The sequence below is a fragment of the Aeromicrobium sp. genome (assembly GCF_047606445.1).
GTDB lineage: Bacteria > Actinomycetota > Actinomycetes > Propionibacteriales > Nocardioidaceae > Aeromicrobium.
The window spans coordinates 1-22,739 of the sequence record NZ_JASGEK010000008.1; the positions used below are offsets into that span (position 1 = coordinate 1).

General features: G+C 67.5%; 28 protein-coding genes and 1 pseudogene. 15 read left to right on the forward strand and 14 right to left on the reverse strand.

Translation table 11 applies throughout. The annotated features are described in order from the left end of the window. Positions 1 to 713: IS5 family transposase (locus QM621_RS01935; RefSeq protein WP_414988668.1), on the reverse strand; the 713-nt coding region annotated here is incomplete at its 3' end. 192 nt (positions 714 to 905) lie between these two features. Here QM621_RS01935 and QM621_RS01940 point away from each other — a divergent pair. Next, positions 906 to 1,364 (forward strand): hypothetical protein, encoded by a 459-nt coding sequence (locus tag QM621_RS01940; protein WP_414988669.1) that lies wholly within the window; start codon positions 906 to 908, stop codon positions 1,362 to 1,364. Positions 1,365 to 1,367: 3 nt separating this feature from the next. Here QM621_RS01940 and map read toward each other — a convergent pair whose 3' ends face one another. Further along, positions 1,368 to 2,222, reverse strand: a complete 855-nt coding sequence (gene map, locus QM621_RS01945; protein WP_414988670.1) for a type I methionyl aminopeptidase — start codon at positions 2,220 to 2,222, stop codon at positions 1,368 to 1,370. Positions 2,223 to 2,273: 51 nt separating this feature from the next. On the opposite strand from map, the gene QM621_RS01950 reads away from it, so the two are divergent. The 3 genes from QM621_RS01950 to QM621_RS01960 all read left to right on the forward strand — a co-directional run bounded on the left by QM621_RS01950 (position 2,274) and on the right by QM621_RS01960 (position 3,688). Beyond that, a complete protein-coding gene (locus tag QM621_RS01950; protein ID WP_414988671.1) occupies positions 2,274 to 2,465 on the forward strand; it encodes a hypothetical protein in 192 nt (63 codons plus the stop codon). Then, entirely contained in the window at positions 2,462 to 2,758 is a 297-nt protein-coding gene (locus QM621_RS01955; protein ID WP_414988672.1) for a hypothetical protein, read from the forward strand. Before QM621_RS01950 ends, QM621_RS01955 begins: the two co-directional genes overlap by 4 nt. Before the next feature lie 126 nt (positions 2,759 to 2,884). Further along, entirely contained in the window at positions 2,885 to 3,688 is an 804-nt protein-coding gene (locus QM621_RS01960) for a hypothetical protein (RefSeq protein ID WP_414988673.1), read from the forward strand. A 39-nt stretch (positions 3,689 to 3,727) separates the two neighbouring features. Here the strand turns inward: QM621_RS01960 and panB are convergent, their stop codons facing one another. The 7 genes from panB to QM621_RS01995 form a co-directional block, all read right to left on the reverse strand. Next, positions 3,728 to 4,594, reverse strand: a complete 867-nt coding sequence (panB, locus tag QM621_RS01965) for a 3-methyl-2-oxobutanoate hydroxymethyltransferase (protein WP_414988674.1) — start codon at positions 4,592 to 4,594, stop codon at positions 3,728 to 3,730. A gap of 86 nt (positions 4,595 to 4,680) precedes the next feature. Further along, positions 4,681 to 6,450 (reverse strand): NAD+ synthase, encoded by a 1,770-nt coding sequence (locus QM621_RS01970; RefSeq protein WP_414988675.1) that lies wholly within the window; start codon positions 6,448 to 6,450, stop codon positions 4,681 to 4,683. Between the two features lie 427 nt (positions 6,451 to 6,877). Then, positions 6,878 to 7,216, reverse strand: coding sequence for a hypothetical protein (locus QM621_RS01975; protein WP_414988676.1), 339 nt, complete (start codon positions 7,214 to 7,216; stop codon positions 6,878 to 6,880). 46 nt (positions 7,217 to 7,262) lie between these two features. Beyond that, a complete protein-coding gene (locus QM621_RS01980) occupies positions 7,263 to 7,967 on the reverse strand; it encodes a hypothetical protein (RefSeq protein WP_414988677.1) in 705 nt (234 codons plus the stop codon). Continuing rightward, positions 7,964 to 8,275 carry a TfoX/Sxy family protein gene (locus tag QM621_RS01985; RefSeq protein ID WP_414988678.1) on the reverse strand — a complete coding sequence of 104 codons (312 nt, stop codon included), beginning with the start codon at positions 8,273 to 8,275 and terminating at the stop codon, positions 7,964 to 7,966. The genes QM621_RS01980 and QM621_RS01985 overlap by 4 nt, the downstream gene beginning before the upstream one ends. 20 nt (positions 8,276 to 8,295) lie before the next feature. After that, positions 8,296 to 8,763, reverse strand: a complete 468-nt coding sequence (locus tag QM621_RS01990) for a hemerythrin domain-containing protein (RefSeq protein ID WP_414988679.1) — start codon at positions 8,761 to 8,763, stop codon at positions 8,296 to 8,298. Between the two features lie 12 nt (positions 8,764 to 8,775). Then, positions 8,776 to 9,375, reverse strand: a complete 600-nt coding sequence (locus QM621_RS01995) for an acetoacetate decarboxylase family protein (protein ID WP_414988680.1) — start codon at positions 9,373 to 9,375, stop codon at positions 8,776 to 8,778. Positions 9,376 to 9,434: 59 nt separating this feature from the next. On the opposite strand from QM621_RS01995, the gene QM621_RS02000 reads away from it, so the two are divergent. From QM621_RS02000 to thrS, 3 genes are read left to right on the forward strand one after another with little or no spacing between them, the layout of a single operon-like run. After that, positions 9,435 to 10,622 (forward strand): MFS transporter, encoded by a 1,188-nt coding sequence (locus tag QM621_RS02000; protein WP_414988681.1) that lies wholly within the window; start codon positions 9,435 to 9,437, stop codon positions 10,620 to 10,622. Beyond that, positions 10,619 to 11,401: a MerR family transcriptional regulator gene (locus QM621_RS02005; RefSeq protein ID WP_414988682.1), complete on the forward strand. Its 783-nt coding sequence runs from the start codon at positions 10,619 to 10,621 to the stop codon at positions 11,399 to 11,401. Before QM621_RS02000 ends, QM621_RS02005 begins: the two co-directional genes overlap by 4 nt. A gap of 48 nt (positions 11,402 to 11,449) precedes the next feature. Further along, positions 11,450 to 13,438 (forward strand): threonine--tRNA ligase, encoded by a 1,989-nt coding sequence (thrS, locus tag QM621_RS02010; RefSeq protein ID WP_414988683.1) that lies wholly within the window; start codon positions 11,450 to 11,452, stop codon positions 13,436 to 13,438. A 150-nt stretch (positions 13,439 to 13,588) separates the two neighbouring features. Here the strand turns inward: thrS and QM621_RS02015 are convergent, their stop codons facing one another. Further along, positions 13,589 to 14,827: an IS256 family transposase gene (locus QM621_RS02015; RefSeq protein ID WP_414988684.1), complete on the reverse strand. Its 1,239-nt coding sequence runs from the start codon at positions 14,825 to 14,827 to the stop codon at positions 13,589 to 13,591. A gap of 156 nt (positions 14,828 to 14,983) precedes the next feature. Between QM621_RS02015 and QM621_RS02020 the strand changes: the two genes are divergently transcribed. Continuing rightward, positions 14,984 to 15,382 (forward strand): helix-turn-helix domain-containing protein, encoded by a 399-nt coding sequence (locus QM621_RS02020; RefSeq protein WP_414988685.1) that lies wholly within the window; start codon positions 14,984 to 14,986, stop codon positions 15,380 to 15,382. A 41-nt stretch (positions 15,383 to 15,423) separates the two neighbouring features. Here the strand turns inward: QM621_RS02020 and QM621_RS02025 are convergent, their stop codons facing one another. After that, complete coding sequence (locus tag QM621_RS02025) at positions 15,424 to 15,723, reverse strand: hypothetical protein (RefSeq protein WP_414988686.1); 300 nt, start codon at positions 15,721 to 15,723, stop codon at positions 15,424 to 15,426. Positions 15,724 to 15,832: 109 nt separating this feature from the next. On the opposite strand from QM621_RS02025, the gene QM621_RS02030 reads away from it, so the two are divergent. From QM621_RS02030 to QM621_RS02060, 7 genes are all read left to right on the forward strand, one after another. After that, positions 15,833 to 16,096: a type II toxin-antitoxin system prevent-host-death family antitoxin gene (locus QM621_RS02030; protein WP_414988687.1), complete on the forward strand. Its 264-nt coding sequence runs from the start codon at positions 15,833 to 15,835 to the stop codon at positions 16,094 to 16,096. Continuing rightward, complete coding sequence (locus QM621_RS02035; protein WP_414988688.1) at positions 16,093 to 16,359, forward strand: type II toxin-antitoxin system RelE family toxin; 267 nt, start codon at positions 16,093 to 16,095, stop codon at positions 16,357 to 16,359. Before QM621_RS02030 ends, QM621_RS02035 begins: the two co-directional genes overlap by 4 nt. A gap of 164 nt (positions 16,360 to 16,523) precedes the next feature. Beyond that, a complete protein-coding gene (locus QM621_RS02040) occupies positions 16,524 to 16,778 on the forward strand; it encodes a hypothetical protein (protein WP_414988689.1) in 255 nt (84 codons plus the stop codon). Next, entirely contained in the window at positions 16,775 to 17,665 is an 891-nt protein-coding gene (locus tag QM621_RS02045; protein WP_414988690.1) for a Fic/DOC family protein, read from the forward strand. Before QM621_RS02040 ends, QM621_RS02045 begins: the two co-directional genes overlap by 4 nt. Next, the gene (locus QM621_RS02050; RefSeq protein WP_414988691.1) at positions 17,662 to 18,234 is read left to right on the forward strand and encodes a recombinase family protein; all 573 of its coding nucleotides are present in this window, start codon (positions 17,662 to 17,664) and stop codon (positions 18,232 to 18,234) included. The genes QM621_RS02045 and QM621_RS02050 overlap by 4 nt, the downstream gene beginning before the upstream one ends. Before the next feature lie 72 nt (positions 18,235 to 18,306). Further along, entirely contained in the window at positions 18,307 to 18,774 is a 468-nt protein-coding gene (locus QM621_RS02055; protein WP_414988692.1) for a hypothetical protein, read from the forward strand. Then, positions 18,771 to 19,727, forward strand: coding sequence for a zeta toxin family protein (locus QM621_RS02060; RefSeq protein WP_414988693.1), 957 nt, complete (start codon positions 18,771 to 18,773; stop codon positions 19,725 to 19,727). Before QM621_RS02055 ends, QM621_RS02060 begins: the two co-directional genes overlap by 4 nt. A gap of 418 nt (positions 19,728 to 20,145) precedes the next feature. Here the strand turns inward: QM621_RS02060 and QM621_RS02065 are convergent. The 3 genes and pseudogenes from QM621_RS02065 to QM621_RS02075 form a co-directional block, all read right to left on the reverse strand. Further along, positions 20,146 to 20,490, reverse strand: a pseudogene (locus tag QM621_RS02065) (integrase core domain-containing protein); the annotation flags it as partial. Between the two features lie 7 nt (positions 20,491 to 20,497). Beyond that, complete coding sequence (locus tag QM621_RS02070) at positions 20,498 to 21,697, reverse strand: IS30 family transposase (protein ID WP_414988695.1); 1,200 nt, start codon at positions 21,695 to 21,697, stop codon at positions 20,498 to 20,500. Between the two features lie 415 nt (positions 21,698 to 22,112). Beyond that, positions 22,113 to 22,481, reverse strand: a complete 369-nt coding sequence (locus QM621_RS02075; protein ID WP_414988694.1) for a hypothetical protein — start codon at positions 22,479 to 22,481, stop codon at positions 22,113 to 22,115. Positions 22,482 to 22,739: the final 258 nt, after the last annotated feature.

Consider the following 22,739-nt stretch of genomic DNA (forward strand, 5'->3'; position numbering starts at 1 on the left):
ATGTGGAGTTTCTTGAAGCCGCGGTTGTGCCAGGAGTTGGTGCGTTCCACGACCCATCGGGCGCCGGCTTGGAGTGGGAATCCCTTCTTGCTGATCACGCCGTCGCAGCCGAGCTCGTCGAGCAGTTCGCGTGTCTTGGCGCTGTCGTAGCCGGCGTCGAGGTGGACGGTGATCTGGTCGGGGAGCCCGAAGCCGAGGCCTTGGTCGAAACGGGCCGGTGTCTCCAGGGTCGGGCGGAGCGAGGGCGAGTCGTGACGGTTCGCTCCTGTGGTCACACAACCGATCGGGATGCCCTGTCCGTCGGTCGTCAGGGACCGTTTGGTTCCTTGTTTCCCACGGTCCACCGGGGACTTCCCGGCGGCCTCGCCGCCGCAGGGCGCTTTCACGACGCATCCGTCGACGGTGACGTTCTCGAGGTCGAGGCCCACGATCTGGTCGTAGGCGTCCAGACTGATCTGCTCCAACTGCTCGAAGATCCCGGCGGTGATCCACTCGTCACGGCGACGCCGGATCGTGGTCGCCGAGCAGGTCGAGTCCGCGATCCGTTCGTACGGGGCGCCCAGCACGAGGACCTGGACCAGCTTGTCGGACACGATCCGGTCGTCGATGCGCGGGTTGTGGCCTCCGAACGGGTGGGTGTCGACGTGTTCGGGGATCAGCGCGGCGAACTGGTCCCACAGCGGTTCGACGATGGAAGATGGCAGAGCAGGCACGGGTCACCTCGGAAGGGAAGGCGGAGTAGACACCCCATTCCTTTACCGGGACCCGTGCCTGTCCCGCGTGACCGACACACCCACAGCCAGATCACCTACTGGCGGAACCTCTTATAGGCCGACTCATTCGCGCCTTGGGCCGGCTGACACAATTTCCCGAGGCTTCGCCGGAGCCGGACGTGAGGAGCGAATGTGGACAGTCGGGGCTATCTGCGCCGGTCGTTGAGGTCGTCGATCATCCTGCGTCTGCTCATCCTCGGGCTCGTGGCCTTCGTCCTGTGGTTCCTGTCGATGGAGCCGCCGGAGGAGAACGACGACCCGTCGCCGCAGGCCACCACCGACCCCCGGCTCGCCACCGATGAGATCGAACGCGACATCGCCGCGCAGGGCGGCGCGACCTACGGCCAGGCCATCGTGGTGACCTGTCCCGACAAGATCGAGACGGTCGAGGGCCGCCAGATGACCTGTGTCGTCGCCGAGGCCGACGGCACGGTCGTCGCCGACGCCCTCGTGACCGTCACCAATCCCGGCCTGTCGGCCGGCGTGCAGTGGGCGTGGGAGTCGGTGATGCCGCCGACCGAGGGTCTGCTCGACACGATCAACCAGCAGAACGAGGCCGAGCGGGCGGCGGCAGCCACGCCCGTGCCCTGAGTTTCACGGCAGCGTCAGGATCTCCGCGCCGGTCTCGGTGACGAGCAGGGTGTGCTCGAACTGGGCGGAGCGCGAGCCGTCGCGGGTCACGGCCGTCCACCCGTCGTCCCACATGTCCCACTCGGCCGTCCCGAGGGTGAGCATCGGCTCGACGGTGAAGGTCATGCCCGCCTCGATGACGGTGGTCGCGTCCGGGTCGTCGTAGTGCGGCACGATCAGGCCGTCGTGGAAGGCCGGGCCGACGCCGTGGCCGGTGAACTCCTGCACCACGCCGTAACCGAAGCGTCTCGCGTAGGACTCTATGACCCGTCCGATCACGTTGATCTGCCGCCCGGGGCGCACCGCCTTGACCGCACGGTGCGTCGCCTCGCGGGTCCGCTCGACCAGCAGCCGCGACTCCTCGTCGACGTCGCCGACGAGGTAGGTCTTGTTCGTGTCGCCGTGGACGCGGCCGATGTAGGCGGTGATGTCGATGTTGACGATGTCGCCGTCGGCCAACGGACGGTCGTCGGGGATGCCGTGGCAGACGACCTCGTTGACGCTGCTGCACAGCGACTTCGGGAAGCCGCGGTAGCCGAGCGTCGACGGGTAGGCGCCGTGGTCGAGGAGGAACTCGTGGCCGACCCGGTCCAGTTCGTCGGTGGTGACGCCCGGCGCGATGGCGGCCTCGACGGCGTCGAGCGCCTGTGCGGCGATCCGGCTCGCCACCCGCATCGCCTCGATGGTCTCGGCGTCGCGCACGAGCGGCCCGCGATAGGGCAGGGGCGCGGTCTGCCCGACGTACTCGGGTCGTTCGATCCGTGCGGGGACCGCGCGCTCGGGGCTGATGGTTCCGGGGGTCAGGCGCTCGCTCGTCACCGCCGGAGTCTATCGCCGCCCCTGGTCGGGCCGATGGGGCACAATGCGGACATGGCCTACTTCTTCTGCCTCAAACACCATGCGGTCGAGGGCGAGCACGGCTGCCGCGCGAAAGACCGCCTCGGCCCGTACGAGACCGAGGTTGCCGCGAGCCGCGCGCTGGAGAAGGTCGCCGAGCGGAACGACTCCTGGGACAACGACCCCGACTGGAACGACGTCCCGCTCGCGTCGGACGAGGCGTGAGGCCCGCCAAGCGCGCGCCGGGGGCCCGGCGGCTGAGGCTGGAGCGGTCGGGTCCGTGGATCGCCGCCGTCGGCCTGCTCGCCGTCCTGTGGCTCGTGGTGACGGCCGGCTTCCTCTTCGCGCCCTGGTGGGGCGTGTCGCTCCACCTGAGCGCGCTCGCCGGTTTCACGGTCTTCCTCGCACGTTGTGCGCCGACCGCGCCCGCCTCGACGGTCTGGATCCCGCTCTACGCCGTCAGCGCTTGGGCCGCCGTCAACGCGCTCGGCGTCCTCGCCTTCGGCTGGCGGATGTAGCGCGCCACGCCCCTGATGTCGACCCTCGTTTTCGGGGACGGTGAAACGGCGCGGGAGGCCAGGCCTGGGCCTTAAGGTCGAGGGAAGCGCCGAGCCGGGGCGCGTGCGCGCTGTAGGAGGCCATAAGTGGGTGGTTTCGTCGGGGTTGTTCTGGCCATCGTCTTCATGATGGGTGTCTTGATCATGGTCGTTGGTGGGGCGAAGCCGTGGAGCAGCTCGGCAGGTCGAGGACGGCTGACCGGCCGCGACGTCTTCGGGTGGACCGGACCTTTCACGTGGATGTTTGCCGCAGCGTCCCTCCTGGAATGGGCCAACGGGTCACAGTTCGACGCATGGCTGATCGGTCTGCTCTTCGGTCTTCTGGCTGCCCTCTGTACTGAAGGCGGGGGAGGAGAGGTATTCAGCAAAATTCTGACGGACGGCGGTGAGGTGTTCTGTTTCTTCGCGACCGTTGTGGTGTTGGTCTCTTATGTCACGGGTCATAACCAGGTCGGGAAGATTTGTGTGGAGGGTGAGCCGTTTGAGCGACTGATCCATCTAGTGCTCCTGCTTGCCTTGTTCAGCCTGGGAAGCATGTTCAGGATTGCCGCCGAGGGCTGGAAAAATCTGTGGCTGATGCCGTCGGCGATCTTCGCGTCGGCGGAGATGATGATCTTCCTCGCATCGCCGTTCGGAGTCGAGCTGGATCGATGGGGATGGATCGTGGGCATCATCGGAGCTTGTCTTATCGGCGGTCTCGCCGGTTTTGTTCCCAAAGCGTTTACAGTCATTTCCGCAGCCGGGCTGGGTTTGTTCGCGATAGGGTCGTCGACCTTTGCGGGAAATGTTTGCACGATGCCGGGGATGTCGGGTGGTGCTTTGATGCTGATCGCTTTTGTGTTGGTCCTTCTGGCGGCGACGTGGGCGAAGAACTTGTTGCTGCGCAGATGAGACCGGTGGTCGAGCCGTTCTCTACCACCGGTCGTTCGATCAGCTGTCGAAGGTGTGCTCCGGGGCCGGGAAGACCCCTCTCGCGACCTCGTCGGCGAACTGGCGGGCGCCGTCGAGCATGATCCCGTGCAGGTCGGCGTACCGCTTGACGAAGCGCGGGGCCTTGCCGGTGCGCAGGCCCAGCATGTCCTGCCAGACCAGCACCTGGGCGTCGCAGTCCGGCCCGGCGCCGATGCCGATGGTGGGGATGTCGAGCCGCTCGGTGATCTGCGCGGCGATGGGCGCGGGCACCATCTCCATGACCACCGACATCGCCCCGGCCGCCTGCACCGCGAGCGCGTCGTCCATCAGCTTCGCGGCGGCGTCGCCGCGGCCCTGCACTCGGTAGCCGCCGAGGCTGTGCTCGGACTGCGGGGTGAAGCCGATGTGCGCCATGACGGGGATGCCGCCCTTGGTCAGCAACTCGATCTGCGGGGCCATCTCGGCGCCGCCCTCCAGCTTGACCACCTCGGCCTCGCCCTCCTTCATGAAGCGGACCGCCGTGTCGTAGGCCTGCTCGGGGGAGCGCTGGTAGGAGCCGAAGGGCAGGTCGGCGACGACGAGGGCGCGCTTCGTCGAGCGGGTGACGGCCTTGACCAGCGGCATCAGCTCGTCGACGGTCACCGGCAGCGAGGTGCGGTAGCCGAAGACGTTGTTGGCCGCCGAGTCGCCGATGAACAGCACCGGGATGCCGGCCTCGTCGAAGGTGGCCGCCGAGTACTGGTCGTAGGTGGTGAGCATGACCCACTTACGGCCCTCGGCCTTCCACTGGCGCAGGTGGTGGGTGCGGACCTTGCGGATGTCCGGAGCGGCCCCACCGTAGGGCGCGGTCTCCTCGGCGGCGTTCGGGCGCGCGACGTCGTTCATGATCTTCTCCTTCTCACAGCCCCTGACGGGGTCCATGGACGAGACCAGCATGGCACTCGGCGAGGCCGAGGGGAATGTGACGCCTGTTACAGGGACTCGCGCCAGCGGGTGGTGATCGGGACGCGGCGGTCGCGGCCGAAGTTGCGGCGGCTGATCTTCGGGCCCGGCGGGTACTGGCGGCGCTTGTACTCGGCCCGGTCGACCAAGGTCACCACGCGCTCCACGAGGGCGGGGTCGAAGCCTTCGGCGACCACCTCGGCGGCCCCGAGGTCGCGTTCGACGTAGGCGTCGAGGACCGCGTCGAGCACCTCGTACGGCGGCAGCGAGTCGGTGTCGAGCTGACCGGGGCGCAACTCGGCCGACGGCGGCTTCGCGATGGCGTTCTCGGGGATCGGCGGGGTCTCGCCGCGCCGCTCGGCCCACGCGTTGCGCCACCGCGACAGCTCCCACACGAGCGTCTTGGGCACATCCTTGATCGGCGCGTAGCCGCCGACCGCGTCGCCGTAGATCGTCGAGTAGCCGGTGGCCAGCTCGGACTTGTTGCCGCAGGCCAGCACCAGATGGCCGTGCTGGTTCGACAGGCCCATCCAGATCACCGCGCGGACGCGGGCCTGCAGGTTCTCCTCGGCCAGGCCGTCGAGGTGCAACAGCTCCTGATAGGCGTCGAAGACCGACGCGATGGCGACCGTGTCGAGCGCCAGGCCGGTGCGTCGGGCCAGCTCGACGGCGTCGCTCTTGGAGTGCTCGGTGCTCCAGGCGCTCGGATTGGAGACGCCGAAGACCCGGTCCGCGCCGAGGGCGTCGACCGCGATGGCCCCGACGAGGGTCGAGTCGATGCCGCCGGACAGGCCCATCAACACGCTGCTGAAGCCGTTCTTGCGGACGTAGTCGCGCAGGCCCAGCACCAGCGCCTGATAGCGCTCGCCCAGGTCGTCCCACCGCTCGGCCACCTTCGGCAGGAGCCGTTCGGCGGGCTCGGGGAAGGGCTCGGCCGAGACGACCGTGCGCTCGACCCGCAGGCCGTGGAAACGGGTGCCCGGCGCGGGCATCGACGCCGTCGCGGCGGGCAGGTCGAGGTCGAGGACCAGCAGATCCTCCTCGAACTGCGGCGACCGCGCGATCAGCTCGCCGCCTGAGTCCACGACGATCGTGTCGCCGTCGAAGACCAGCTCGTCCTGGCCGCCGACGAGGTTGACGTAGGCCAGCGCGCACTGGCCCTCGCGGGCTCGGCGCGCGCACAGGTCGAGCCGGACGTCGTCCTTGGCCGCCTCGTAGGGCGAGCCGTTGAGCACCACCAGCAGTCCCGCCTCGGCGGCGTCGGCGGCGGCCGACGGGCCGTCCTGCCAGATGTCCTCGCAGATCGCGACGGCCACGTCGACCCCGCCGACCTGGACGATCTGCGTCTCGTCGCCGGGCGTGAAGTGGCGGAACTCGTCGAACACCCCGTAGTTCGGCAGGTGGTGCTTGTCGTAGCGGGCCACGATCTTCCCCCCGGTGATGACCGAGGCGGAGTTCGTCGGCGCGTTCTTCGGCACGCCGAGCCGGTCGGGCAGGCTCGCGAGCGCGCCGGTCTTGGCGGTGTCGAGGTGGCCGACGATCACCACGAGATCGCCCAGGCCCTCGTCGGCGAGCCGGGCCGCCAGACGCTCCACGGCGGCCCGGGAGGCCGCGATGAAGGTCGCGCGGTAGGCGAGATCCTCGATCGGATAGCCGTTGAGGACCATCTCCGGCGTCACGAGCACGTGGGCTCCGGCGGCGCGCGCGGCGTGGGCCCGCTCGACCACCGCCTCCAGATTGCCGTCGATATCGCCGACGACGGGGTTCATCTGGGCCAGGGCGAGGCGGAGCGTGGGCACGTGGTCAGCCTAGGCCAGTGCCTGTGCGGAAGGACGGGGGACGCGCGGACCACGGCTGGGCAGGCCGGCTGTTCGTCAGCCGATCGCGGCCATCTCGCACAGGTGCTCCCCGCAGGCCGTGTCGAGAGGGTCCGACCGGTGCCGATCTCGAACGACAGGCCGCAGCCGCAGTCCGTCGGCCGACCGATCCGTCCGTGGTGCAGGCGCAACAGGCCGGACGGCGAGGTCGCGCAGAATCGAAGGATCAGCCGTCACGCCGTCAGGGACATGACCGAAGGTTCCGACATCCTGACGAGAATGTGACGATCAGCAATCGTGGGAGATCGGCGGACCCACCCACGCCGACAACCTCGATGCTTTTGTCAGAGACACCGCCGAGCCGAGGCCCACGGTGTCCTCACCTGGGAAGTCGACGACAGGCCGCTTCTCAGAATGTGAGGCGACGCCAGGTGGTCGACCCGCGCCAGCCGGGCACGTCGAAGGCCCAGCCGACGATCAACGCGTGCGCGGTGCGCAGGTCGGGCGCCGTGGTCGCGTAGTGGCGTGAGGCGTCGCCGTCGCGGTACTCGACCACGTAGCTGCCGTCCTCCTCGATGACGCTCTGCGCATAGGTGTGCCCGCCGGGATCGCCGAGGTCTTTGACCACGAGGAAGTCGCTCTCGCCGTTCTCAATGTCCTCGAACATCAGGAAGAGCGCGTCCTCCGACGGGTCGTCGATGGTGTCCCCCGACTCCGCCGTCGCCCGCAACACCGGCTCGCTGGTCATGGGGCGATGGTGGCACGACCGGTGACGACATGGCGACGAGGGCGACTCATGCCAAGGCGGAAGGAATCGAGAACGCCGCCGAGCAGGCGGGACAGGCGGCGTCGCCGAAGAGATAGGGCAGGAGTTCGGCGATGGACTCCTGTCCGTGCTCGCTGGCGAGGCGCAGCAGACGGGCTTCGGGAGAGCCGTCGTCAACGGGAGTGACCGGAACGACCGGACAGGCGGGGCCGTCGTCTGGATGAGGGATCACTCGGGGCGGGGCGGGATCGAGGGGAAGCAACAGGAAAGCGCCGCAGGACGGACAGGCCAGCGCGGCCTCGCCGTCGGCCAGGCAGTGGAGTTGCCGTTGCCAGACTCCGCCGTCCTCGAAGGCCATCACATTGAGCAGGCCGTATGCGAAATCGATGGGGTCGGCTGTGAACGCCAGACGCCGCACAGCGGTGTCCCGCATCGAGGAGATGAGGTCCGCGTGGCGCTCACGGACGACGGCGGGGTCCTCGGGGCCATTGTCGGAGGCGAGGATCGCGGCGGCGAGAAGAAGTGCCCAGTCGCGCTCGGGAGCGTCGGGCGGCAGGAGCAGACGACCCAACGAGGGGAGCGCGGCGTAGCTGGCCGGATAGACCGTGCCCTGATGACACAGGCAGCCGAACAGGTCGTCCCAGACGTCCTCGCCGCGCGCGGCGGCCGCCAAAAGATCAGGGATATCCGTCGCGGGACCGTAGGCGTCGGTGAGGGAGTCCCAGTCGGTCATCCCCGGCTCCGCCGGTACGCCAGCGCCTCGCCGACCCAGAATGACAGTCCCTCGTCGTCCTCCAACGCCTCGGCGGCGACGCGGATCCAGCCGGGGCCCATGGTGCGGCCCTTCCCCATCTCGGCCTGCTCGGCCCCGGGGCGTTCGGTCAACGCGTCGTGGTCGTCGGCCGACACGCGCACGAGCAGCGCGCCGTCCTTCAACGCGCAGACGGCCAGCTTCTCGGCGACCATGAACGAGCGGCCGCCAAACATCGACACCTCGCGCACCGGTGATTCGTCGGCCAACTCGACGCGCACGCGCTTCACCAGGTCGGTCTGTTCCGGCGTCATAGGGGTCCCAGCACTTCCCGTGGATCGGCGTCGAGGGCCAATGATTCCAGCACTGCGAGCAACTGCCGCTCCTCGTAGCGGAAGTGCGACTCCATGATCGCCGCGATCCCCTCCAGGTGCCGGTCCAGCTCCTCTGGCGTCGCGGCGTGGTCGACGGCGTCGCGCAGCCCGTTCAACAGGTGCTCGATCATCGAGTGGTCCTGTCGGAGGTAGCTCAGCGTGTCCCGCAGCTCCGGGTGCGCTGCGGCGATGGCGGGGAACAGCTCGCGGTCCTCGCCTTGGTGATGCCGCGTCAGCGCGGAACAGAACCCGTGGCAGAACAGCAACAGATCCCGCGACGCCTCCAACGGATCGCCGCCGTCGACGGTGTCGCGCACCAGCCGCAACGCCTCGCGCAGCCGTCCGTGGACGGCGCGTAATTCCTGACTCCAGGCCACCAGCCTGGTCTTCTCGCCCTCAGTCACGCTGGGGCGAGCCTAGCGCCCGAATATCAGAGTGAAATCGTGGGCGCCGAGGGTGAGGAGGGGGCGGCGGCCGTCGAGGAAAGCGAGCGAGCCGTCGGGGGAGAAGGACCAGCCGCTGAAGGTGAGGCCGAAACGGACGCGGCCGCGCACTGGCGTGGTGACCAGCGCGCCGTCACGATCCTGCGCGACCCCGAAGGCCAACGGGAGGCGGAAGGGGAGCGACCCGCGTCGCCGTACCCGCAGGGAGCCGATGCCCTCGGCGGTGTACGACTGATCGGTGACCCGGTTGAAGGTGGCCAACTCCTTCGGGATGGCCCACAGTTCTCGGCCGCCGGCCATCGACGCGGGGGAGTCGACCCAGATGTGCGTGATCGACACGCGCGGACGCCAGCCGTCGCGGACGAACTGCGTCGCCATGATCTCGTCGTAGGTCAGCGGGCTCGGCGCGTCGTACCGGAAGAACGCCGCCGCCACGATCACCCGTCCGAACAACCGGATCTGCCGAGTGCCCGGGTGGTGCGGAGGTGGAGCCTCGCCCGTCGGGACGAGCCAGACGCCGACGTGCGCGTGCCCGTGCAAGCGCCACGGCTCCGGCGGATACGAGGCGTCCATGACTGAACTGTAGAGGGCGTTTGACCTTGACGTTGCGTCAAGCGTGTGGACTGTCGTCCATGACCACGACCTCACGTCGCGCCGTTCCCCTCTACCTGCTGGGTGGCGGACTCTCGCTGCTCGGCAACTCGGCCATCGGCATCGTCCTGCCCTGGCTCGTCATCAGCCGCACCGGCGACCTCAGCGTCGCCGCCCTCGTCGCCACGGCGGCCGGGATCGCCGCCGTCCCCGCGACGCTCTGGGCCGGACGCCTCGCCGACCGCTTCGGCGCCCGCCGGGTGGCGGTCGCGGCCGACCTCGGCTCGGCCGCGTCCGTCGCCGCGCTCGCCGTCGTCGACGGGATCTGGGGCCTGACCACCACCTGGTTCATCGTGCTCGGCGTCGCCGGGGCGCTCTTCGACGTGCCCGGCATGACCGCCCGCCAATCGCTGCTCGCCGACGTCGCCGAGAAAGGCGGCGCCGCCGTCGACACCGTCGCCAGCGCCTTCCAAGGCTCCTTCTCGCTGGCCCTGCTCGTCGGGCCCGCCATCACCGGCCTGCTGCTGTCCCACTTGGAGCCGATCGACGTGGTCTGGGTGACCGCCGCCTGCTCGCTCGGCGCGGCCCTCGCGACCTGGTGGGTGCCGGTCGCCAACCCGACTCACGGCGCCGCCGACCAGGCCGAGGCGCGCGGCGGCTGGGCCGTCATCGGCTCCGACCGACGGCTGCAGGCCACGCTCGTCATCTCCTTCGGCGCCTCGCTCGTCGTCCCGCCGCTCATGGCCGTGGTGCTGCCCGGCCACTTCGCGATGATCGGACGTCCGGGAGCCTTCGGCGTGACCGTCTCGGTGTTCGCCGTCGGTGTCATCGTCGGATCAGTCGCCTACGCGTTCATCGCGAAACGATCCCGGCTCGCGGCCTATCTCGTCGCCATGGGCGCGATGGCCGGCGGGCTCGCGGTGATCGCCGGGCTCGGCCCCGTCGTCGTGATCGCGGTCGGCATGGCCTGCGTCGGCGCCGGGTCGGGTCTGTACGGGCCGGTCTGGAACGTCTTCGTCGCCGAGCAGGTCGACCCGCGCTCACGCGCCCGGGTGCTGTCCTGGATGACTGCGCTGACCCTCGTCGCCGGACCGCTCGGCCTCGGCGCGCTCAGCCTGTTCCTCATAGTCGGCGACCTGGAGACGGCGGCGGTCGTCATCGCCGCGCTCTGGGCGGTCATCGCGGTCTTCGCCGTGGCCAGCCCCTCGGCCCGGGCGGTGGCGCGGTGAGGCAGACGCTGAGCATCGGCGAGCTCGCCGCCGTCGCGGGCGTCTCCACCCGGACGGTGCGCTTCTACCACGCCAAAGGCCTGCTGCCCGAGCCTGAGCGCGACGCTTCGGACTACCGCCGCTACACCGCCGCCGACGTGATCGCGCTGCGCCGCGTCGTCGCGCTCGCCTCGGCCGGTGTGCCGCTCGCCGAGGTCGGCCGCATGGTCGACGCGCCCGCCGAGGAGTTCGCCGAGGGGCTGCGCCGCGTCGACGCCGGACTTCGCGCCGAGATCGCCCGACTCCGGCGGCTGCGGGTGACCGTGGCCGAGCTCGGCTCCGCTGACCGTCTCGCCCTGCCGCCGGTGCTCGCCGACGCCATCGAGCACCTGCGCGCCTCGGGAGCCCCGACGAAGTGGGTCGACCACTGCCGCGACGCCTGGATCCTCACCTATGCGATCTACCCCGACGCCCTCGGCGGATGGCTGGAGGAGTACGGCGTCTACACCGATCCTGAGTACCTCCAGCTCACGATCCGCATGCTGGAGCTGGCCGACGCCGAGATCGACGACCCCCGCATCGAGCCGCTGGCAGCCGAGAGCGTCGACTGGATGGAGCGCACCTGGGACGCCCAGCAGAGCGCGTGGGCGGTGCAGATGGACGACGCCCGCTTCAATGAGATCCTCACCGAGCAGTGGGGGAGTAGTCCCGTGTGGGAGAAGATCGGCCGGTTGGTGACCGAGGGCTTGGAGGAGCGGGGCCTGACCGTGCCCGATCCCGGCTCGATAGCATCGTCCTAAGAGCGCTGCCCAGTCGTCGGGGTGGCCCAGGCGCATAAGGAGAGCGACATGTCCGTGACCGTCCACGTCGAAGGCGAGGCCAGGACCGTCGATCCCGGCACGAAAGCCTGGCAGCTCTTCGCCGAGAACGCCGATGTCGTCGCCGCGCGCGTCGGCGGGGAGTTGAAAGACCTCTCCTACGACCTCGCCGAGGGCGACGCGGTCGAGCCGGTCGCCATCGACTCGCCCGACGGCCTCGACATCCTGCGCCACTCCGCCGCGCACGTCATGGCCCAGGCCGTCCAGGACCTCTTCCCGGAGGCCAAGCTCGGCATCGGCCCGCCGATCACCGACGGCTTCTACTACGACTTCGACGTCCCGGAGCCCTTCGTGCCTGAGGATCTCGCGAAGATCGAGACCCGCATGCGCAAGATCATCAAGGAGGGCCAGAAGTTCTCCCGCCGTGAGATCGACGACGACGACGCGCGCGCCGAGCTCGCCGACGAGCCCTACAAACTGGAACTGATCGGCCTGAAGTCGAACGCCGCCAGCGCCGATCTGGAGGGTGCTGCCGAGGGCGCGAGCGTCGAGGTGGGCGACGGCGGCCTGAGCATCTACGACAACCTCAAGCGCGACGGCTCGGTCGCCTGGGGCGATCTCTGCCGCGGCCCGCACCTGCCGACCACCAAGCGCATCCCGGCGTTCAAGCTCATGCGCTCGGCGGCGGCCTACTGGCGCGGCGACGAGAAGAACAAGCAGTTGCAGCGCATCTACGGCACCGCGTGGCCGACCAAGGAGGCGCTGGACGAGCATTTGCACCGCATCGAGGAGGCGCAGCGGCGCGACCACCGCCGCCTCGGCGCCGAGCTCGACCTGTTCAGCTTCCCCGACGAGATCGGCTCCGGCCTGCCGGTGTTCCACCCCAAGGGCGGCGTCATCAAACGGGCGATGGAGGACTACGTTCGCCAGCGGCACATCGAGGAGGGCTTCGAGTACGTCGGTACCCCGCACATCGCCAAGGAGCCGCTGTTCTACACCTCCGGCCACCTGCCGTACTACGGCGAGGGCATGTTCCCGGCGCTGTCCATCGACGGCGGCGACTACCGTCTCAAGGCGATGAACTGCCCGATGCACAACCTGATCTACCGGTCGCGTCAGCGTTCCTACCGGGAACTGCCGCTGCGGCTGTTCGAGTTCGGGCACGTGTACCGCAACGAGAAGTCCGGCGTCATCCACGGCCTGACCCGCGTGCGCGGCTTCGCCCAGGACGACTCGCACTCCTACGTCACCCCCGAGCAGGCCCCCGACGAGATCCGCCACCTGTTGAACTTCGTGCTCAGCCTGCTGCGCGACTTCGGTCTCGACGACTTCTACCTGGAGTTGTCGACTCGCGACGAGTCCAAGCCGGACAAGTTCATCGGCTCCGACGAGGACTGGGAGATGGCCACCAAGGTCTTGGAGGACGTCTGCGTCGAGAGCGGCCTGGAGTTGGTGCCCGATCCGGGCGGCGCGGCCTACTACGGGCCGAAGGTGTCGGTGCAGGCGCGCGACGCCATCGGCCGCACCTGGCAGATGTCGACCATCCAGTACGACTTCAACCAGCCGTCGCCGGAGCGTTTCGGGCTGGAGTACGTGGCCGCCGACGGCAGCCGTCAGCAGCCGGTGATGATCCACTCGGCCAAGTTCGGCTCCATCGAGCGCTTCCTCGGCGTGCTGGTCGAGCACTACGCGGGCGCCTTCCCTCCGTGGCTCGCCCCGGTCCAGGCCGTCGGCATCCCGGTCGCCGAGCGGCACACCGACCACCTGGCCGAGCTGGGCCAGCGGCTCAAGAAGGCGGGGATCCGCTTCGAGTTGGACGACTCCGACGAGCGCATGCAGAAGAAGATCCGCAACGCCCAGACCCAGAAGATCCCGTTCATGCTGTTGGTCGGCGACAACGACGTCGAGGCCGACGCGGTCTCCTTCCGCTTCCGCAGCGGCGAGCAGGAGAACGGCGTCCCGCTGGAGGAGGCCGTCGCCCGCATCGTGGAGGCCGTGGAGTCGAGGGTCCAGGTGTGATGAACGAGGTGACGGGACATTGTTCGAGGTGTAGGTGCGTCGGCTAGATCGACGAGCCAGTGATCCTGTGACACATTTTTTGCACACGCCAACGAAAACAGCCCCCTTCTTCGGGTCTGTCAGATTAACGGTGGATCTGGCCTGGCGATTTCAGTTGATCCGGCCTTCGAAAGTGATCGCGAAGGCGTTGAGCGCGGGCTTCCACCTCGTCACCCAGCGTGCCCGACCCCGGCCGGTGGGGTCAAGCGACCGCGTCACAAGGTAGAGGCACTTCAGCGCGGCCGCGTCGTTCGGGAAGTGCCCGCGTGCCCGCACCGCGCGCCGATACCTCGCGTTGAGAGACTCGATCGCGTTCGTCGAGCAGATGATGCGGCGGATCTCGACGTCGTAGTCCAGGAACGGGACGAACTCGCTCCACGCGTTCTCCCACAGCTGCCGGATCGCCGGATACATCGTGCACCACCTCTCCGCGAAGTCCTCGAACCCCGCCTTCGCGGCCTCCTCGGTCGGAGCGGTGTAGACGGGCCGCAGGTCGCGGGCGATCTGGTCCCAGTACTTCCGCGACGCGAGCTTGAACGTGTTGCGGATCAGGTGGATGACGCACGTCTGCACGACGGCGAGCTCCCACGTCGTGTTGATCGACTCGGGCAGTCCCTTCAGCCCGTCACAGACCACAATGCACACGTCCTCGACACCGCGGTTCTTGATCTCGGCGAGCACACCGAGCCAGAACTCCGCGCCCTCACCGCCGTCGCCGGCCCAGATCCCGAGGATGTCGCGTTCCCCGGCCGTGGTGACACCGATGGCGACGTAGAACGGCTCGTTGCGCACCTGCCCGTCTCGGACCTTCACCACGATCGCGTCGATGAAGACGACTGGATAGACCCGGTCCAACGGACGGTTCTGCCACTCGGTCATCTCCTCGATCACCTTGTCGGTGATCTTCGAGATCGTGTCCTTGGAGACCGAGGCTCCGTAGACGTCGTCGAAGTGCGCGGCGACCTCACCCGTGGTCAGCCCCCGCGCGGTCAGCGACAGCACGATCTCGTCGATCCCGTCCAGCCGCCGCTGCCGTTTCTTCACGATCTTCGGCTCAAACGACCCGTCACGGTCCCGCGGAACCTCGATCTGCACCGGCCCGACCTCGGTCAGCACCGTCTTCGACCGCGTCCCATTCCGGGCGTTATCGCTCGCGCTGACCGCGTGCTTCTCATACCCGAGATGCTCGGTCATCTCCGCCTCGAGCGAGGTCTCCAGCACCTTCTTCGTGAGCCCGCCCAGCAAGCCTCCCGGCCCGACCAGGCTGACGCCCTGTTCCTTCGCCTGCGCAAGCAACTGCTCAGCGATCTGCTGTTGATCGATGATCTCTCCCGTCACGGGATCAATCATCTCTGGCATCTCAGCCACTGCCTTACCTCTCAGTCAGGCCAGCCCAGATCCACCGTTTTCCTGACACTCCCAGCCGCTGATGGTCGACCTCATGGACAAGGCGGGCTGGACGCTGACCACCGAGGAGATCGACCTCCCCGTCAAGGCGGTGCTGACGTGACCCCGGTCGAGCTGCAAGCGCGCCGCGAGGCACTGGGGATGACCCAGGCGAGCCTCGCGGCGCTGCTCGGCGTGACTCAAGGGTCGGTCTCCCACTGGGAGGCGAGGCGCCGACCTATCCCTGACGGCATCGACGCCGAGCTCCGGGATATTGAGGACTATTTCGCTGAGCTGGTCGCCGAGATCGCCGACCTCGTGGAGCACGCATCGGCGCTGCACGACCGGCCCGACATTGACTTCGTCACCTTCACCACTGACGAGGCGTTCTGGGCGTCGGACGCCCGGGCTCGACGTCTCCTCGCTCCCGCGTCGCTGCATCGCGTGGCGACCGCGCACGCCGCGTGGATGGCCCGCGAGGAGTGGGGGATCGACGTGCGGATCGAGGGGAAAGACTGAATGTTGTACCGGGTGCTGAACCGGAGGGAGGGTTGAGGTCGTCATCGCTGCGCTCCTTGCATCGGTGGGACTTTGATCGCTTTGGTCACGGCCTGCCTCGAAATACCCAGCAGGCGACCAACCTCAGAGCGTGACCGCGTCTTCAGCGGCTCGTGCAGCGCCCGCGACCGGATTGCCGCGAGCTGAGCCGATTGCCTTTGCAGCTGGTCGCGCAGCTCGTCCGTCAGCTTGGCGATCACCAGCGGGTCATCGAGGTCCGCCGGCCAAGCGGGCTGCGCGTCAACGACCCGCTGTAAGGACGTCGCCGACGTCAGCTCGGTCGCTGGAGGGGACGTGCTCATGCTGCGGTTGGATCACGGAAAACACATAGGTGCAACCCTGGGTTGTGGGTGACGTTTCCTGATGTTGCGTCACTATGTACACAGTGGCCATTCCTGCTATAATGCACACATGGACACAGTGACGTTTGAAATCACCACGCGCGATCTGCGCGGGCAGCTCTCCGATGTGGTCAGCCGCGCCATGTACGCCGGGGAGCGCATCGGCGTGACTCGGAATGGCAAGCTCGCCGCCGTGCTGGTCGGGCCGGCTGACCTGGAAGCGCTCGAGGAGTACGAGATGGCCCAGGACGCCGCCGCGTACCGCGAGGCGAAGGCCGAGGACGACGGCACCCGCGTCAAGCTCGACGAGCTGCGCGCGGACCTTGACGCATGACCCACAGTGTCGAGTTCACGTCAGCGGCGGCCCGGCAGATCAAGAAGCTGCCACGGCCCGCTCGTGACCGCGTACTCGACGCGGTCGACGACCTCGCCGACGACCCCAGGCCGCACAACTCCAAGAAGCTCAAAGGCGAGGACACGGCCTGGCGTATCAGGGTCGGCGACTACCGGGTGATCTACGACGTCCTCGACGACCAGCTCGTCGTCACGGTCGTCCGCGCCGGCCACCGCCGCGACGTCTACAAGTCGTCCCAGTAACGATCGTTTTTGGGACGGCGCACCCCATGAGAGGGCGACCCCGGAATCTCGGGAGCCGAAGCAGTCCAAAAACCCATGCCGAAACCAAAATGATCCACAACTACCACTAGACGTTTTTGGCGCGCTCGGTCTACTGTGGATGAAGCTAAGGAAGGAGCCGCATCATGGCCAACGAACTGTTCAGCCCCACGACCCTCTGGCCCGACCTCTTTGACGGCCTCAGCGAGCGCGAGGTCTTCGACATCACCAACATCATCGGCATGGGACACCAAGAAGGTTGGAACCCCACTCGCGAGGAGACAGAGAATCTCATTCTTGCCTACCAAGGCAAGATCGACGCGGCCGAGCAGGACCGCCGCGCTCGTGCCATCGCAGCGCAGCGCGTCGCGTCACTCGATCCCGTGGCCGCTAGCGCGTGACCAAGTTCGACACTTGGGAGTCGTACTTCTACCCCGAGACATACGACGGCGTGGCCGGCGTGTTCCGCAACCAGCCGGGCTTCAAGAGCGCGATTGAGTTGCGCGTGTACGAGTACCAGCGGGTAGCTGCGCGCACTGCGGAACTGGCCAGTGGCCGCGTCCAGATACCGCGCACTTTTGATGCCCGTCACCTGAGAGCGATTCACCGGCACCTGTTCCAGGACGTGTACGAGTGGGCAGGGGAGTACCGAAGCGTTCCGATGCGCAAACGCCCCCATGTGAACTCGCCGGTTGTGTCGAACTTCGCTTCGCCGGCGAACATCAGCCGATACCTCGCCGACACGCGCCGGTTTGTCGTCAGCCAACGGTGGGCGACGATGACGCCCGACCAGTTCGCCGGCGCGGCCGCGCACACCTACGCCTACCTCAACACCGCGCACGCTTTCCGCGAGGGCAACGGCAGAGCCATGAAGATGTTCCTGAACCAAGTGTCGGAGCTGAGCCCTTATCGCATCGAGTTCGACGAACTGAAAAGCGAGGTGATCGCGCCCGCGTGGAACGACCTCTCAGCTCGGTCGACGCCGCCAGACCGCGACACCTACGAACCGCGTCCCGTCGCGCTCGAAGGCATGTTCCGGCACATGACACGGCCCGCCGAGGAAGGCCCCACATGGGCGCTGAACCCAGAGTCACCGGACGAGCCCGCGCAGCTGCTCAAAGCACCGTCGCCGGAGCCGACACCAGGGTTGACGAACGACGTCAACGACGTGACCCAAGCGCTCGGCGCCGGAATAGGCCGCGCCGAGGACGTCCCGCCGGAGCAGACACCTGAGGTCGACCTCAGCCCCGACGTCGAGCTGCCCGACCCCCAGGGCTACGAGCGATGACGCTCATCGGATACGGCCGAGTGTCGACGCGCGATCAGAACCCGGATGCGCAGGAGGCCGAACTGCGCGAAGCGGGTTGCAGCCGTGTCTTCGTCGACCACGGCGAGTCAAGCCGAACCAAGGACCGCCCTGAGTGGAGCGCCTGTCTGGACTACCTGCGCGACGGGGACACGTTGGTGATCCGTGCGCTCGACCGGATCGCCGGCGACGAGGTGATGGCCATCGAGACGATGCGCGAGCTGGCGCAGCGAGGCGTCCGACTCAGGAGCCTCACTGAGCCCTTTCTCGACATTGACCAGTCGACGCCGATGGGCCAAGCCATCGTCGGCATCCTCGCCGTCCTCGCGCAGCTCCGTGTGCAGACGATCCGCGAGAACACGCGCCGGGGCCTGGCGCACGCGCGCGCACAAGGGCGTGTCGGCGGACGTCCGTCGGTGATGACGTCAGAGAAGATTCAGGCCGCACGCGCCATGCGTCAGGAGGGCCAGTCGTACGCGCAGATCGGCCGCACGCTCAGCGTCGGCGCTAACACAATCCGGCGCCACCTCTCGGACACGAGCGCCGGATAATGCACGCCCATCGCTACCACAATTATAGCCGTGGCTATAATTGTGGTAGGGTTGAGTTAGGAGGTGGTAGCAATGGCGATCACGGAAGTTCCCGTTGCGGCTCGCGAAGCGCGGAAGGCGCGGTATCGCCGAGAGGTGGCAGACCTCGACTACCGGCGGAACATGGTGCGGCTGAAGGCCGATGGCCTGACGCAGAACGCGATCGCCGCAATGGTCGGGGTCGCACAGCCAACGGTGCAGAAGCTCTTGGCCCGAGCGTCGACGGTCACGATGCCAACAGAGGGGTTCTCGGGCGCAGATCCCTACGAGATCTGCGAGCGGTACGCGGCCGATCTGATCGACCGCGAGCAGCTTGTCGACGAACTGACACGTTGGGAGTACGCGGCGGTCGGGTGTACGGCTGACGGGCTCGACGACCTCGTGATGGACGTGCCTGGATCGGTCGACGATCTGGACCGTGCGCTGCGGCGTGGGCTCATCGACGATGAGCTGTACGACGAAATCGCAGATCGCATCGAAGCTCGGACGAGCCCCGCGTGACCTCGGAGAAACAGCGGCATATCGGCATCGTCCAAGACCTCTCGATAGCTGGCGGCCCTCTCGATAAGGACGGCCCTCATGCCACCACGCGGAACCCCGCCTGGTATCGGTCGAACGGGTTGCGAAAAGCGGCGCGTCGAGCCACACACGAGCGCCTGAAGAAGGCCATAGTCGACCAGTCGCCGAACGCCCGTGACGGGAGCCGCGCTCTCGTGCTCGCGGGGCCTCCAGGGGCCGGCAAAGGCCGCGTTGCCGATACCGTGCTCGGCGCGGATCGTGACCACTACGTGAACGTCGACGCGGACGATTTCAAGAAGCTCCTGCTGCGCGAAGCGGTGGCCGATGGTAGCTATGAAAGCTGGATCAAACCACCAGAGGTGCGCGACTTGGAGGCAAAGGGGGAGCGGTTCTATCCACTTGAACTCGCCTCGCTGGTGCATGAGGAGTCATCGAGGCTTGCACGCGAGCTGCGCTCGGAGATGATCGACCGGGGAACGAACATCATCGTAGATACGGTGCTGAGCGACCCAGACACGGCAGTGGCGCTTGGGGAGCAACTTTCCGAAGCCGGCTACCAAGTAACGGTCGTCGACGTCGAGGTGCCGTTTGAGGTGTCCGAGGAACGCATCGTGCAGCGCTGGCAGCACGCGATGCAGGAGGCCGAAGCAGGCGAGGCCGACGCGCTCGGCGGGCGATGGGTGCCGAGTGCCTACGCACGCCCCCTGTTTGACACTGAGCACGGCCGCTCGAAATCGCAGGACGCCGCAGCGCGGCTCGCGGAGTCGTGCTCCTGCGTCATCCGATACGAGCGCCACTACACCAGCGTCGAGGAGCACCGTGCCTCGCTGCGTGAAGGCCGCGAGGCGCAGCCGGTTCGGGAGGTAGCCAAGGTGCGGATGAAGCCAGGCGGGAGGCTTGAACCGGAGCAGAGCGTAGGCAGGTTATCGGAGTGAACACGGTTCGACGCCATCTCTCGGACAAGGTCGCCGGATAGTGCACGCCCTCTCCTGGCCGTTGCCCGCCGCTGACGTCGCCCGATTCTGGGAGAACGTCGTGCGCGGACCAGGGGAGCGCGATTGCTGGATATGGACCGGCGCGATAGCCGACGACGGCTACGGCCGTTTCTGGATCACCGCGCCTAACGGTTCCCAGAGAGTCCTCCGACCCCACCGCCTCGCGTACGCGGTAAATGTCAAGCGGTTTGAGACACGTTTCGTTGTGTGGTCTGTATGAGGGCTTCTGGTGATGGCTGGTTGATCCAGGCGGTGGTGGGGAGTTCGGGTGGTTGGGGTCGGCGGTTGCTGAACCGTTCGGGGTGAGCGGTGTAGGCGGTGTCGAGGGTGAATCGCCCCGGGTTCCGTGGAGGCTCGGTTAGTTGGATCCGACCTCGGTGAGGACCGGGTTCACATGGTAGTGCTTGTCGGGCTGTGATGCCCAGTGGTTGGTCTCGTGCTCGGCTGGTGGGATCAGTCCGATCTCGCCGTGGAGGCGTCTGTGGTTGAACCAGTCGACGTATTCGGCGACGGCGTACTCGACGTCGCTGACGTTCTTCCAGCCGCCCTTGGGCCGCATGACGGGGTTGCGGACGCACTCGGCCTTGAACAGCGAGTTCAGCGCCTCGGCCGTCGCGTTGTCGTAGGAGTCGCCCTTCGACCCGACCGATGCGACGGCGTCGGCCTCGGCGAGCCGCTGGGTGTGGCGGATCGCCCGGTACTGGGCGAGTTCAACTGGTCGATGCAACACCGGGTTGTTGAAGCGAGCGTATCTGCTCCTCGAAGACCTCAGCGGGCGTCTTCCATCCGAGGACCTTGCGGGGCCTGTTGTTGAGCGCGTAGGCGACGGCCTCGAGGTCCTCGGCCGACCATCGCGACAGGTCAGCGCCCTTGGGGAAGTACTGCCGCAGCAGGCCGTTGGTGTTCTCGTTGCTCGGCCGCTGCCACGGTGAGTGCGGGTCGGCGAAGAACACCTTCGTGCCGGTCTCCAACGCGAAGAGCGCATGCCCGGATAGCTCCTTGCCGCGGTCCCACGTCAGAGTCTTGCGCAACTGCTCGGGCAGCTTGGTCATCGACGTCGTCAGCGCGGCGTTCATCGCGACAGCTCCGTAGCCGCCGAGTGATGGCCCGTTCTTCACGTGGGGCTTCTCGCCCCAGCCCTCCAAGCGGGGCAGGCGGACCAGGAGCGTTGATCGGCTGCTGCGCTCGACGAGGGTGCCGATCGCCGACTTGCCGACGCCGATGATCAGATCGCCTTCCCAATGGCCCGGGACGGCACGGTCGTCGGCCTCCGAGGGACGTTCGGACAAGACGACGTCGGCACTCACGTGGCCTTGCGGCTTGTTCCGCGACCTCGACCGCGGCTCCCGCAACGCGCGACCGGTCCGCGGACAAGCGACCAGTTCACGCTTGAGCGCGCCACGGCCCTCGATGAACAGCGATTGGTAGATCGCCTCGTGGCTGATACGCATGGACTCATCATCGGGGAAGTCGACCTTCGACCGCTGCGCGATCTGCTCCGGGCTCCATGCCGTCGACCACCGCCGGTCCTTACGATGCGGCTTGTTCAGTCCCTTCCACGGCGGCGGCGTCGGCCCCGGCACGATCGTCCCGTCGGGCTGACGAATGTTCCCGGCGAGCCGATCCTGGACGTATTCCCGCAGCCGCTCGTTGGTCACGAGCTTCGCGGTCTTGGGACGCTTCGCCGCCTGCTGCGCCTTCCACTGCGCCACCCCAGCGCGGTACTCCTGCTTGCCGCCACGAGTCGCCGCGTCGCGACGCAGTTCGCGTGAGACGGTGCCCGGGTCACGCCCGATCGCGCGGGCGATCTCACGCACGCCCTGGTCGTTGGCTCGCAAGATCGCGATCTCCTCACGCTCCTCAAACGTCAGGTAGCGGCTGGTGGGCTCGGCCAGTGAGATCGGCGGCATGCCGCCAGCATGCCGGAACCAGCGAGCCCCCACTGACACTGACACGCCCACCCGCAACGCCGCCTCAGCCGAGTTGACGCCCGTGGCGATCAGCCGCCAGAACTGTCGCTGCACCACCCGCGAGGGTTCCGGCCGTCCGGGCGAGCGCATCGCGGGCCTCAGCGCCCGATCAGCACGCCACTGCCGACGAAGCCCCTCCGGGGCATCACTGGTCTTCTTGGTCCAATCGCCCGTCGCCATCCTCGAACACCTCCGCAGTCAAGGTGTTGCGACGACCGATTGAATCCGCCCTTCCTCGGTGCTGCCATGACTCTCATCATCCTTCCCAGGATTGAGAGCCTCCATCAGACCCGGGGCGATTCAGAATGTTCCTACACGCCTCATCTGGAAGACCTCGACATGCCCAACGCTACCTTCACTGCTCCTGACCTGACGACGTTCTGCCACGGCTCGGGCAATAGACCCAGACGGCCCATGCGGTGATCTTCTCCCGCGTCTGCGAGGAATCCTGGCCGCTGGTGAAATCGGACCATTCGTAGTCGTCGGCCCACAGGCTTAGCTGTGTGCTGATAGCGAGTTGGTCGAGGTCATCGGCGACCAACCGATTGACCTGATCGGCCTGTTCGCGGTCACTGGTCAGGCAGATGACGGCCATCACCGCGTCACGGCCAGCGAAGTGGCTGTAGGAGGTACTGACGGTATGACGGACCTGCTCGACTCTGTCCGGATCGGTTGGGAAATCCCAGCGACCGTCCTTCGGCGAGGCCGCCCGCAGTGGTGTCACAGCATCGAATCGTGAGGCACGGACTCGAACACGAACGGCGCCGAGGCGAGCAGCTCGTCGGGGGAGTCCACTTGGAGGACCAGGCTCGTCAGGTGCGCCGGCCAGATCGACGGGGCAGTGATCCTGGAGGCTTATTCAGGCTGTTGCCCAGAAGTGTAGTCCGATAACCGCTGTAATGGTTTGGCTGAATGTGGTGTAGGGGCGTCGGTAGTCGGTGTGGGCGATGCGCCAGGTTTTGAGGTTGGCGATGGTTCGTTC

Excerpts from the sequence above, each read along its gene's own strand:
- QM621_RS02000 (WP_414988681.1), top strand. The coding sequence starts at position 9,435 with ATGACCACGACCTCACGTCGCGCCGTTCCCCTCTACCTGCTGGGTGGC.
- panB (WP_414988674.1), bottom strand. The coding sequence starts at position 4,594 with ATGAACGACGTCGCGCGCCCGAACGCCGCCGAGGAGACCGCGCCCTAC.
- QM621_RS01975 (WP_414988676.1), bottom strand. The coding sequence starts at position 7,216 with ATGACCAGCGAGCCGGTGTTGCGGGCGACGGCGGAGTCGGGGGACACC.
- QM621_RS02070 (WP_414988695.1), bottom strand. The coding sequence starts at position 21,697 with ATGCCGCCGATCTCACTGGCCGAGCCCACCAGCCGCTACCTGACGTTT.
- QM621_RS02055 (WP_414988692.1), top strand. The coding sequence starts at position 18,307 with ATGGCGATCACGGAAGTTCCCGTTGCGGCTCGCGAAGCGCGGAAGGCG.
- QM621_RS02025 (WP_414988686.1), bottom strand. The coding sequence starts at position 15,723 with ATGAGCACGTCCCCTCCAGCGACCGAGCTGACGTCGGCGACGTCCTTA.
- thrS (WP_414988683.1), top strand. The coding sequence starts at position 11,450 with ATGTCCGTGACCGTCCACGTCGAAGGCGAGGCCAGGACCGTCGATCCC.
- QM621_RS01950 (WP_414988671.1), top strand. The coding sequence starts at position 2,274 with ATGGCCTACTTCTTCTGCCTCAAACACCATGCGGTCGAGGGCGAGCAC.
- QM621_RS02035 (WP_414988688.1), top strand. The coding sequence starts at position 16,093 with ATGACCCACAGTGTCGAGTTCACGTCAGCGGCGGCCCGGCAGATCAAG.
- QM621_RS02040 (WP_414988689.1), top strand. The coding sequence starts at position 16,524 with ATGGCCAACGAACTGTTCAGCCCCACGACCCTCTGGCCCGACCTCTTT.
- QM621_RS02030 (WP_414988687.1), top strand. The coding sequence starts at position 15,833 with ATGGACACAGTGACGTTTGAAATCACCACGCGCGATCTGCGCGGGCAG.
- QM621_RS01995 (WP_414988680.1), bottom strand. The coding sequence starts at position 9,375 with ATGGACGCCTCGTATCCGCCGGAGCCGTGGCGCTTGCACGGGCACGCG.
- QM621_RS02015 (WP_414988684.1), bottom strand. The coding sequence starts at position 14,827 with ATGATTGATCCCGTGACGGGAGAGATCATCGATCAACAGCAGATCGCT.
- QM621_RS02050 (WP_414988691.1), top strand. The coding sequence starts at position 17,662 with ATGACGCTCATCGGATACGGCCGAGTGTCGACGCGCGATCAGAACCCG.
- QM621_RS01980 (WP_414988677.1), bottom strand. The coding sequence starts at position 7,967 with ATGACCGACTGGGACTCCCTCACCGACGCCTACGGTCCCGCGACGGAT.